Source organism: Rania fehmarnensis (assembly GCF_056494185.1).
Map to the genome: position 1 here is coordinate 2,398,087 of NZ_CM151398.1, position 11,186 is coordinate 2,409,272.

Annotated in this window: 9 protein-coding genes and 1 other RNA gene; 5 read left to right on the top strand and 5 right to left on the bottom strand. The window is 55.9% G+C overall.

Annotation, left to right across the window (positions count from 1 at the left end):
- Positions 1 to 73 precede the first annotated feature (73 nt).
- The 3 genes from SH573x_RS07915 to tkt form a co-directional block, all read right to left on the bottom strand.
- The gene (locus SH573x_RS07915) at positions 74 to 1,444 is read right to left on the bottom strand and encodes a DUF1501 domain-containing protein (RefSeq protein WP_479353964.1); all 1,371 of its coding nucleotides are present in this window, start codon (positions 1,442 to 1,444) and stop codon (positions 74 to 76) included.
- 99 nt (positions 1,445 to 1,543) lie between these two features.
- On the bottom strand, positions 1,544 to 3,013 hold the full coding sequence (gene dnaB, locus SH573x_RS07920) for a replicative DNA helicase (protein ID WP_479353965.1): 1,470 nt from the start codon (positions 3,011 to 3,013) through the stop codon (positions 1,544 to 1,546).
- A gap of 101 nt (positions 3,014 to 3,114) precedes the next feature.
- A complete protein-coding gene (gene tkt, locus SH573x_RS07925) occupies positions 3,115 to 5,172 on the bottom strand; it encodes a transketolase (RefSeq protein ID WP_479353967.1) in 2,058 nt (685 codons plus the stop codon).
- A gap of 416 nt (positions 5,173 to 5,588) precedes the next feature.
- Between tkt and SH573x_RS07930 the strand changes: the two genes are divergently transcribed.
- Positions 5,589 to 5,840, top strand: a complete 252-nt coding sequence (locus tag SH573x_RS07930) for an acyl carrier protein (RefSeq protein WP_479353968.1) — start codon at positions 5,589 to 5,591, stop codon at positions 5,838 to 5,840.
- A gap of 9 nt (positions 5,841 to 5,849) precedes the next feature.
- Positions 5,850 to 7,238 carry a phytoene desaturase family protein gene (locus tag SH573x_RS07935; protein WP_479353970.1) on the top strand — a complete coding sequence of 463 codons (1,389 nt, stop codon included), beginning with the start codon at positions 5,850 to 5,852 and terminating at the stop codon, positions 7,236 to 7,238.
- Between the two features lie 3 nt (positions 7,239 to 7,241).
- Here the strand turns inward: SH573x_RS07935 and rnpB are convergent.
- Positions 7,242 to 7,685: RNase P RNA component class A (rnpB, locus tag SH573x_RS07940), an RNA gene on the bottom strand.
- Between the two features lies 1 nt (position 7,686).
- Positions 7,687 to 8,736, bottom strand: a complete 1,050-nt coding sequence (locus SH573x_RS07945; protein WP_479353972.1) for an SAM-dependent methyltransferase — start codon at positions 8,734 to 8,736, stop codon at positions 7,687 to 7,689.
- 97 nt (positions 8,737 to 8,833) lie between these two features.
- On the opposite strand from SH573x_RS07945, the gene infA reads away from it, so the two are divergent.
- From infA to SH573x_RS07960, 3 genes are all read left to right on the top strand, one after another.
- A complete protein-coding gene (gene infA, locus SH573x_RS07950) occupies positions 8,834 to 9,055 on the top strand; it encodes a translation initiation factor IF-1 (protein WP_479353974.1) in 222 nt (73 codons plus the stop codon).
- A gap of 38 nt (positions 9,056 to 9,093) precedes the next feature.
- Positions 9,094 to 10,386, top strand: a complete 1,293-nt coding sequence (locus SH573x_RS07955; protein WP_479353976.1) for a nickel-dependent putative hexonate epimerase — start codon at positions 9,094 to 9,096, stop codon at positions 10,384 to 10,386.
- A 142-nt stretch (positions 10,387 to 10,528) separates the two neighbouring features.
- Positions 10,529 to 11,077, top strand: coding sequence for an HD domain-containing protein (locus SH573x_RS07960; RefSeq protein WP_479353978.1), 549 nt, complete (start codon positions 10,529 to 10,531; stop codon positions 11,075 to 11,077).
- Positions 11,078 to 11,186: the final 109 nt, after the last annotated feature.

Genomic DNA, 11,186 nt, shown 5'->3' on the forward strand with positions numbered 1-11,186 from the left:
CATAGCCCCCCAAACACCCCGGCCACCATAGGCAGAGCGAGGGCCACAAACTGTGTGAGACTTCGCTGGACGTTCAAGCTAACACCTCACGGACGATGTGGACTTCATCAGTGGGGCCGATTAAACGTTCGTTCAAGCCATTGTGATAGTAGGAGAGCTGGTAAGGGTTCAGGCCCAGCAGGTGCAAGACGGTGGCATGAAAGTCGCGAACGTGTACCGGCTTTTCCACTGCTCGTAAACCGATGGGGTCAGTGGCACCATGTACATAGCCGCCCTTCACTGCTCCGCCGGCCAGCCACATGCTATAGCCCCATGGATTGTGATCGCGACCCGTGCCTGATTCGCTCATCGGCATGCGACCAAACTCACCGCCCCAGATGACCAACGTTTCGTCCCACAAGCCACGTTGCTTTAAATCGGTCAATAGTGCTGCGATGGGTTGATCGGTGGCAGCGCACAAGGTGGAATGATTCTTCAGCACATTATCATGTGCATCCCATCCGTTGGTATCGCCCGAATAAACTTGCACGAAGCGCACTCCCCGCTCGATCATCCGCCTGGCCAGCAAGCAGCGCTGGCCAAAACCGCTCGTCGCGTGGCGATTGAGACCATACATATCGAGCGTTGACTGCGACTCGTCGCGCAAATCGACCAGGTCAGGCGCGGCAGCTTGCATGCGATACGCCAACTCGTAGGCGTTAATGCGAGTTTCGAGTTGATCGTCGCGATCGCGCAGCTCGAGGTGTTGTCGATTGAGTTGCTGTAACATGTCCAGCGTGCTGCGCTGTTGGACGTCGGTGAAGTTCGCGGCTGGCCGCAGGTGCAAGATTGGATCGGCACCGCTGCGCATCGGTATCCCTTGATAGGAGGCCGGCAAGTATCCGCTTCCCCAAGCTGGCGGTCCCCCTTTTAATCCGCCCGCCGGATCCGGTAATACGACAAAACCTGGCAAGTCCGCATTCTCACTGCCTAGTCCATACGTAACCCAGCTACCGACGCTGGGATGACCCATGAGAATGCTGCCGGTATTCATCTGGTAGACCGACTGCGGATGATTGACACTGTCACCATGCAAACTGCGAATCACGCACAACTGGTCAGCGTGCTCAGCCACGCAGGGCAAAAAATCGCTGATCTCGATGCCTGATTGTCCGCGTGGTCGATAGGGTTTCAGCGGAGCCAGCAGCGGGTTGGCCGCCACTTTGCGACGGGTCATGACTTCACCGAAGCTGGCCGGAATGGGTTGACCGGCCAGTTTGATTAACTCGGGCTTGGGATCGAAAAGATCCACATGGCTAGGCCCGCCATGCATGAACAGCCAAATTACTCGTTTGACTGGCGGAGCGGTGGCCGCTCCCGTTTCAGCCGCCAGCATCGCGGCCAAGGCCAACTGGCCACAACCGCCTCCAGCCATCGTCAAGAATTCACGGCGCGAAGCGAGCATGGTTGAAGAAGCCCTCGTTGAAACCGTAGCTGCAGGCGAGGCATTGATTATACATACACCTAAGCCGAGGGCGTTAGCCGGCTAACGCCCTCGGTTTAGTTAGAACGCGCCAGGTGTTTTGAAATCGGAGTAGCTGTCGAATTCGCTGTGGCGATCGGGAGCTTTGTCGCTGAAGCGGGTGTACTCTTTTTCCCAGATCAGTTCGACATCACCGATGGGGCCGTTACGCTGCTTGGCGATAATGATTTCAGCCTGGCCGGCGTATTGGGTGGCTTCATCGCCGCGATGATAATACTCTTCGCGGTGAACGAACATGACGACGTCGGCGTCTTGTTCGATCGCACCCGACTCGCGCAGGTGACTCAAACGAGGTCGGTGGTCTTTGCCTTCTTCGGCTTGCCGGTTCAGCTGAGCCAGGCACAACACGGGGACTTGGATTTCACGCGCCATCCCTTTCAGGCGCCGAGCGATTTTGGCGACCTGTTCCTGACGTGGATCTTTGGCGTTATCCGGTTCGATCAGCTGCAGGTAGTCGATGACGATCAAGCCTATTCGCTTTTCGCGTTGGCGAATACGTCGCGCCACGGCGGCAACTTCACTGACCGTACGACTGGGGGCGTCGTCGACGTACAGCGGTGCGTTGCTGATCTCCATCGCTTTTTCGACTAACCGCTTGCGGTCGTCTTGGCTGATCGTGCCGTTGCGCAGACGGTGACCGTTGACGCGGGCGACCGAACACAATAAACGATCGGCCAGTTCGATGCCGGACATTTCCAAGCTCACGAACAGCACGGGCACATTGCCGCGCAGCGCCACATTCTCGGCGACGTTCATGGCGAAGGCAGTCTTACCCATCGAAGGCCGCGCCGCCAGAATGATCAGTTCGCCATTGTGCAATCCGCCGCTCATCGCATCGTAATCGGTGAAGTAAGTATCGACACCACCTTCGGTATGCACACCGCGCAGTCGAGCATCGATGCGGTCGAGCGCTTTGGTCAGCAGGTCATTGATCGATTCAGCCGCTTGACTGCTGCGTTCGTCTTGAATGCGAAAGACGCGTTGCTCGGCTTGCGAGAGCAGTTCTTTGGAATCGAAGGATTCATCGTAAGCGTCGCGCAGAATACTGGTGCTGGCTTCGATCAACTTCCGAAACGTGGCTTTGCTGCGCACGATCTCCGCGTAGTAAACCGCGTGCGCGGCGTTAGCCACGCTGTGGGCTAGCTTGGCCAAGTACGCGCTGCCACCGACCAGGTCGTATTCGTTGGCTTGCTTGAGTCGATTGACCAGCAGCATGACGTCGATCTTCACGCCGGCATCGAACATGGCCATCATGTGCGTGTAGAGTTTGCGATTGGCATCGTCGTAGAAATCGTCGGGCCGTAAGACGAGCGTCAAATCATTGGCCACATCGGGCAGTAGCAAGATGCTGCCCAAGACTCCCATTTCAGCCGACACATCGCACGGCGGTGAGCGATCGAGGATCTCATCGACGCGCATCGGTGGGTCTTTGCCGTCCCGATCCTTGCGGCCCCGATCACGCTTTTTCGAATTCGAATCTGCCACACTCATCCGCGCTCATCCTTAAGAAAAAGGGGTCAGGTCTATTTCTTGCTTGCAGTGTGCCAGATCCAGTTCTTCACCATGAGAAAAGAGACCTGACCCCTTTTTTGTTACTCCTTGACGCCGTCGATGGCTATTTTAGCATGGCTGACGATCTGCGAAGCGGTAATCTTGAAATGTTCGTACAGCAAGTTGGCTGGGGCGGATCCGCCGAAGCTACTCATGCCGACAAAAGGGCCATGACCAATGAATGTATCCCAGCCTTGTCGCAGTCCCGCTTCACATGCAATGCGAATTGATACCTTGGGTGGCAGTACGCTGTCGCGATACTCGGGCGATTGATCACCGAACAGTTCCATACATGGCATGCTGACCACGCGCACGCGATAACCAGCGGCCGCCAATTCTTTTTGAGCGGTTAAACACAGCGCCAGTTCGGTGCCGGTACCCATGATGATCGCTTGAGGTGTGCCTTCGCAATCCTTGAGGATGTAACCACCTTTGGCCACGCCGCTGGCGGGGGCAACTTGAGTGCGATCCAAGGTCGGGCAGTTTTGGCGCGAGAGTACGAGCGCCGCTGGATGATGGTCTTGCGACAGAATCGAACGATAACATTCGATTACTTCATTCGCATCGCCCGGTCGATAAACATACAAACCAGGAATCGCTCGGCACGCGGCCAGGTGCTCGACCGGTTGGTGCGTGGGGCCATCTTCGCCCAGTCCAATCGAATCGTGAGTTAGCACGTAGATCACCGGTTGATGCATGATGCTGCTCAGGCGCATGGCGGGGCGCATGTAGTCGGTAAAGACGAAGAAGGTTGCACCATACGATCGCAAGCCGCACAGCGACATGCCGTTAAGGACTGAACCCATGCCGTGCTCGCGAATGCCGAAGTGAAAATTGCGGCCGGCATAGTTGTGGCTTTCAAAATCTTTTTCGTTATCCAGCAGCGTCATTGTGCTGGGAGCCAAGTCGGCAGAACCGCCTACCAACCAGCGCAGCTTGGGTGCCAACATATTTAGCACTTTGCCGCTGCTGACACGCGTGGCCAGGCCTTTCTCGTTGGCTTCGAAAGGTTTTAGTCCGGCATCCCAACCAGCGGGTAGTTTGCGCGCGATGATGGCATCGACCTCGGCCGCTTCTTGAGGGAACTGTGTGCGATACTTGTCGAAAGACGCTTGCCATTGCTTATGAGCCTCTGCGCCGCGCGTCCCAACTTTCTCGGCAAAGTATTCGGGCACTTCACTGGGCACCAAGAACTTTTCGTCGACTGGCCAGCCGTAGAAGGCTTTGGTTAGTTTGATTTCTTCGTCACCCAACGGCGCGCCGTGGGCACCGTGCGAGTTGGCTTTGTTGGGCGAACCGTAACCGATCACGCTGCGAATAATGATTAACGTGGGCTTGTCTTGGCAGGCGTGAAACGCATCCAGAGCTTTCGCGATGGCTGCCAGGTCGTTGGCGTCTGCCACGCGGACCACGTTCCAGCCCACGCCCTCGAAACGCTTGGCCACGTTTTCGCTGAAGGCCAAATCGGTTTCGCCTTCGATGGTGATGTGGTTGTCGTCATACATCCAGCACAAATTAGAAAGTTTCAAATGGGCTGCGATCGAGGCGGCTTCGTAGGACACGCCTTCCATCAAGTCGCCGTCGCCGCACAGCGTGTACACGTTGTAGTCGAACAGATCGAAGCCTGGTCGGTTGTAGGTCCCGCCCAACCACTTGGAGGCGATCGCCATACCAACACTATTTCCACAACCTTGACCCAAAGGGCCGGTGGTCGTTTCAATGCCTGCAGCTTCACCGAACTCGGGGTGACCAGCGCAAGGGCTACCGAGTTGTCGGAATTTCTTGATGTTGTCCAGCGTTATCGAAGCGCGAGAGAGCACCTTGCCATCGTGATCCACCGCGCGGATTCCCGACAAATGAATCATCGAGTAGAGCAACATGGATGCGTGACCGACGCTGAGCACAAATCGATCGCGATTAGCCCACAGCGGTGCATGCGGATCGTAGCGCAGAGCAGTCGTCCAGACTTGAAAGGCCACCGGTGCTAAAGCCATGGGTGTGCCTGGATGGCCGCTATTGGCAGCTTGCACCGCGTCCATGCTCAAAGTGCGGATCGTATTGATAGCCAGCTGCTCAATGGTCGGTGTGGCAACACTCATGTGAACGGTTACTCCCCAGGATTGACTGTTTTGCTGATTTCGTTTGTGGCATAGGCTTCTAGCCTGTGTGGCTTAGGCTTGCCGCTTGTTGTGGCATAGGCTTCTAGCCTGTGTCCGTTTTCGTGAAAGGCTCTGCGCTGAACCTAACCTACAAATTACAAATTCTTTGCACACAGGCTGAGATGCTGCAGCCTGCTTAGGCTGCAAGACACAGGCTGGAAGCCTATGCCACACACAGGCTGGAAGCCTATGCCACAACCACTGCGCGAAGATACTCGGAAATCGGCTCACTGGCAACGACGGGGACCCTGGCGGAAAACGAAAGTTGGCGGTAAGCTTGAGCACTTAATTGGAATCGCCCACAAGGTCGGTCTTAAGTCCCATAGTTTGCCACAGCCCGGAGGAGTTTTGACAGGATGACCCCTGCCGAAATCCGTGAAGAAATCATCGACATCCTCGGAGATATCGCCCCTGACGAGGATCTTAGCGGGCTGGACGACAGCAAATCATTCCGCGATCAAATTGAACTCGATAGCATGGATTTCCTTGACATCGTCATGGAACTTCGCAAGCGCCATCGCGTACAGATTCCGGAAGAAGACTACGGCCAACTGGCTAGCATGGATAGCACCGTGACGTATCTGGAACCCAAAATGCGCGATCTGTAGCGAGCGAGTGTGTACGACACCATCATTATCGGGGCTGGTATGTCGGGCTTGGCGGCCGGTATCCGCTTGGCTCATTACGATCAAAAAGTGTGCATTCTCGAACGGCACACTACGATCGGCGGTCTCAACTCGTTCTATCGCATGAATGGCCGCGATTACGATGTAGGCCTGCATGCGGTTACCAATTTCACACCCGCCGGGGCCAAGAAAGGTCCGCTAGCGCGGCTGCTCCGCCAGTTGCGTTTCAAATGGGACGAATTCGAGCTGTCCGAGCAGATCGGCAGCGCGATCGCTTTTCCCGGTATCCGATTGGGATTCACCAATGACATTGAATTCTTAAAAGCTGAAATTGCCCGCGAGTTTCCGACAGAGCGCGATAACTTCGAGCGGATGCTGGGCCAACTGGCCGACTACGACGATCTCAATCAAGACAACTTCGCTGGCTCAGCCCGCGAGTTTCTCAGCGGAATTTTTTCCGAACCACTGCTCGTCGAGATGCTGCTTTGTCCGCTGATGTGGTACGGCAATGCCCGCGAAGATGATATGGACTATGGCCAGTTCTGCATCATGTTCCGCAGCATCTTCCTGGAAGGATTCGCACGACCCTTCAAAGGTGTACGACTGATTCTGCGCGCGCTGGTGAGACGTTTTCGATCGCTGGGTGGCGAGCTCAAACTGCGCAGCGGAGTTGCCCGCATCCAAGTCGATGACAATCGAGCGGTTGGAGTTGTACTGGATGACGGTACCGAACTGCAAGCTAAACGCATTCTGTCTAGCGCCGGCATCGTCGAGACGATGCGTTTGTGCGACGACATTACGGACGAAGTACCCGACCGAGCTGGTCAACTTTCGTTTATTGAATCGATATCGGTCTTGGATTGTCAACCAAAGCAATTGGGTTTCGATAGCACCATCGTCTTCTACAACGACAGCGAAAAATTTCATTGGCGCAAGCCTGAAGACCAGATGTGCGACTTGCGCACCGGTGTCGTGTGCAGCCCCAATAACTATATGTACCCTGAAGAGTTGGGCAATCTAAACGATGGCATTATGCGATTGACCACGATCGCCAATTTCGATCGTTGGGCTACGCTGAGCGAGGCTGATTACGTGCGCCAGAAATGTTGGTGGTACGATCGCAGCGTGGCCTCGGCCGTGAGATTTGTGCCCGACTTCCGTGGCCATACCATTGATACTGATGTGTTTACCCCGAAGACCATTCGTCGCTTTACGTGGCATGATAATGGCGCGGTGTATGGTGCACCGGAGAAACGCCTGGACGGTACCACACACTTGCCAAATTTATTTTTGTGCGGAACCGATCAAGGGTTTGTGGGTATCATCGGATCAATCGTCTCAGGCATATCGATGGCCAATATGCACTGTCTGAAAGATTAAAAAAGAAATGGTTCGCCGGTAAGCCGGGTTCTGTCGTCGACGACCAGCTGCGCTTGGCAGCCTTCGCCGGTGACGGTCATTTATCTAGGACCGCAATTGCTCGCGGCCTCGAGCGATCTACCCGAGTGTCGATAGCGAGCCGGATAAGCTCGCGCGATGCGTTGGTCACCTTGCGGCAACCTCGGCTTCGCTTGCTCTCTGTTTGATCTTGCTTCGAGCGGGGTTTACCCAGCCGACCGAGTCACCTCGATCGCTGGTGAGCTCTTACCTCACCTTTGCACCCTTACCACGCATCGATGCACCCTTGCGAATGCCTCGACCGTTCGGCGGTTAAGTCTCTGTGGCACTATCCCTAGCCTTGCGGCTGGTCGGCGTTACCGACCGCTCTACCCTATGAAGCCCGGACTTTCCTCTCCTCTTGCGAGCAGCGACCGTCTGGCAAACCATTTCAAGTTCTTTTGGCGACCACGCACAACTCGCGGCGATTGTGAGCCAACTGCCTGGCCATGACCTTGGCAAATCCCAGTTGTTTGATGGCGCTCAATTGTTCATCTAAAAATTTCAGTTGATCCCAACTCGACAGTTTAAACGTCAGCACCATGCCTTCAATTTGCGTGCCTTCGTAATTGACAATGTCATTGACGATATCGAGCGTGTAGTTCGGGGCCACATTCGCGTCGCAAACCAGCCATTTGAACTGGCGATAGAGTCGGCGGCGGACCGCAGCGGCTTTACTCCGCCAATGTTCAAAACGCGGATGTTCAGCCACCCGCTCGTCCATCTCAGCGGCATCGATCCCGGTGACGTTATAACCCAAGTCGAGTAAGCGTTGCGAAGCTCCACCCGGTGCGCTGCCGATCTCGACGATTTTGTCGCCAGCAGCGATCGGCAACTGCCCCCACATTAGGGCTTCGGCGATTTTCAAATAGGCTCGGCTGACCATTTCGGGAGGCGCGACCACAGGTGCAACTCCACCAGGCCAACGTTCGTGCGTGGCCTGGACAGTATGTTGACCGATGAACCACTGATTGGGTTCGGAGACGATAATATCGAGCACTCTTTGCCCAGGCTTGGCCGCTTGATTGATGGGCAGCGAGATGTCGCGGCTGGCTAACCAGCTTGACATTTCAGTGCCGATCGAGGTGGCCAGTTCGCTCACGCCGGGTTCGAAACTGTACGCACCTGGCAGCGCGCGATCGCGTTGAAATATGTGAATGGCATCAAAAGGTTGTGAAGATTTCTCGCTGGCCAGCTGCCAAACTTTCTCAAATCCGGCTTGGGCGAGCTCGATTTTGGCTGAGCCGAGCCCGGTGCCCATCAGCCGCACCAGCGGGCTGCGCTGCCAAGCGTCATCGCGTGGATGCCGCGACGGGGCGCCTTTGAGCGTCAATAATCCTGGGCGCGAGAAGGCTAACCGCCATACTCCGGTGGCCAACGCCTGGGCCTTCAGCGGCACTTCGGCGCCCTGCTGGCAAACTACAAAAACAAATTGATCCACATTAACTCCAACAGACACTCCTTCCTGGACGGAAGGGACCTCTATCCTTTATAACATGACAAAGTCTAATCACACATCACACCCTTCAGGAAGCTGTATGTCAAAGAAAGAAGAAGCCTTCGAGGTCGAAGGTACTGTTACTCAGGCGCTGGCCAACACGCGGTTCAAAGTCCAGTTGGACACCGGAACCGAAGTGCTGGCCCACGTGGCAGGCCGCATGCGGAAGAACTTTATTCGTATTGTACCGGGAGATAAGGTGCGGGTCGAATTGTCGCCGTACGACCTCTCCAAAGGCCGTATCGTGTTCCGCGAACGCTAACAGACCTTCTGTGGCCTGGCGGCCAAGAAAGACCCATAATGACGGTTGTCTACGCGCATGGCGGTCGCGATTGTGACTTGGGGCCAGCCGAATTTCGTGAAGCTCTGCAAGCGATTTTCGATTGTGTGGGCGGGCCGGAGCGCGTCTTGGCATTGCCACCAGATCACACGCGCAGCGATAGCCGTGCGGGCGAGCTAACGACGCTCGCTTGGGAAATGTTGGGAGATCGTCTGGTCGACGTCATGCCGGCTCTCGGTACCCACGTGGCCATGACTGCCGAAGAACTTAATTACATGTTTCCAGGGCTCCCGCATGAACTGGTGCGCGTGCATCGCTGGCGCGACGACGTGACCACGCTAGGCGAAGTCGATGCGGAGTTTGTCAGCGCCGCGACCGGTGGCCGATTCCGACAGCCTTGGAAAGCGCAAGTCAATAAACTGCTGCTGGAAGGCGGCCACGATTTGATTTTATCGCTGGGCCAGGTCGTGCCGCACGAAGTGATCGGCATGGCCAACTACAACAAAAACGTCTTCGTGGGTACCGGCGGCAAGGATGGCATCAACGAAAGCCATTACCTCAGCGCGCTGTGCGGCATGGAAAAGACCATGGGCCGCTGCGACACACCGCTGCGCCGTATCCTGAATCGAGCTCAAGATCTGTACTGCCAAAACATGCCTATCTGGTATGTGCTGACGGTCGTTGAGTCGTTGCCGACGGGCGAGAAGAAAGTCCGCGGTGTATTCGCCGGAAATTCTCACGACGTGTTCTTCGCCGCAGGCGACTTGGCCGCACAGGTGAACTGCTTTGTCATCGAACGCGCCCCTCGCACGGTTGTGGTCACCATGAGCGCTCACAAATACAAGAAGACCTGGCTGGCTAACAAAGCTGTGTATCGCACGCGGATGTTGGTCGGTGACGGCGGTCAATTGGTGATCATCGCCCCAGGCGTCGATGGCTTCGGCGAAGACCCCGAGATCGATCGCATGATTCGCAAGTACGGTTACATCACTACGCCAGAAGTTCTGGAGGCAGTGGCCAATAACGATGACCTGCGCAGTAACTTGTCCGCGGCTGCCCACTTGATTCACGGTACGCCCGATAAACGCTTTGAAGTGGTTTACGCTCCGGGCAAACTTTCGCGCGAAGAGATTGAGAGCGTCAGCTACAGCTATGCCGATCATCGCGAGATGACCGAACTGTATCAGCCCGCTGGTCGCCAAAACGGTTGGCATCGCGATGCGCGCGGGGACGAGTTCTACTACATCGCCGATCCAGGTTTGGGATTGTGGATGCATAAGAACCACCCTGATGCCATTACTAGCCAAGGGTAGAAGCTGGGTGGTGGCAAGAGCATGCCACACACAGACTGGAAGCCTATGCCACACACAGGCTGGAAGCCTATACCACACAGGCTGGAAGCCTATACCACACAGGCTGGAAGCCTATGCCACAATTAGCCAACGAGGTCACATTATGTCCGATCGCGAAACCGACTTGGCATTGATCGACGAGTTCGTCACGAACGATAGTCTCAAGCGGCATATGCTGGCTGTGGAAGCGACGGTGCGCGCTTATGCGCGCAAGTTTGGCGCGGATGAAGAGTTGTGGGGACGCGTGGGGTTACTACACGACTTTGACTACGAACGCTTTCCCGATGCGCCTGCTCATCCGCTGGAAGGCAGTCGGATCTTGCGCGAGCGCGGCTATCCGGAAGAAGTGATCTACGCGATTCTCTCGCATGCCGACTATCTGGCTGACCAATATCCGCGTCAGTCGCCACTGGATAAAACGCTATACGCGTGTGACGAACTGTCAGGATTCTTAGTGGCCTGCGCGATTCTGCGCCCGCAAAAGTTTGAAGGCTTAACGGCCTCGAGCGTACGCAAGAAGATGAAGGCCCAGAACTTTGCGGCTGCCGTATCGCGTGAAGACATTGTCCGCGGCGCAGAAGAGCTTGGTGTCGACCTCAACGAACATATCGACTTCTGCATTCAAGCGCTGGCCGCCGCCAACATTCTCTAACCTAAACCGTAGGCGTTAGCCTCGGTTTTGGAGTGCGGTGCCATCTGGCACCGCTTTGATGTAAGTCAAGTCTCCAGCCGCAGCCTGAGTCGCTCTGAAAGTCAAAGCC

Excerpts from the sequence above, each read along its gene's own strand:
- SH573x_RS07915 (WP_479353964.1), bottom strand. The coding sequence starts at position 1,444 with ATGCTCGCTTCGCGCCGTGAATTCTTGACGATGGCTGGAGGCGGTTGT.
- dnaB (WP_479353965.1), bottom strand. The coding sequence starts at position 3,013 with ATGAGTGTGGCAGATTCGAATTCGAAAAAGCGTGATCGGGGCCGCAAG.
- tkt (WP_479353967.1), bottom strand. The coding sequence starts at position 5,172 with ATGAGTGTTGCCACACCGACCATTGAGCAGCTGGCTATCAATACGATC.
- SH573x_RS07930 (WP_479353968.1), top strand. The coding sequence starts at position 5,589 with ATGACCCCTGCCGAAATCCGTGAAGAAATCATCGACATCCTCGGAGAT.
- infA (WP_479353974.1), top strand. The coding sequence starts at position 8,834 with ATGTCAAAGAAAGAAGAAGCCTTCGAGGTCGAAGGTACTGTTACTCAG.
- SH573x_RS07955 (WP_479353976.1), top strand. The coding sequence starts at position 9,094 with ATGACGGTTGTCTACGCGCATGGCGGTCGCGATTGTGACTTGGGGCCA.
- SH573x_RS07960 (WP_479353978.1), top strand. The coding sequence starts at position 10,529 with ATGTCCGATCGCGAAACCGACTTGGCATTGATCGACGAGTTCGTCACG.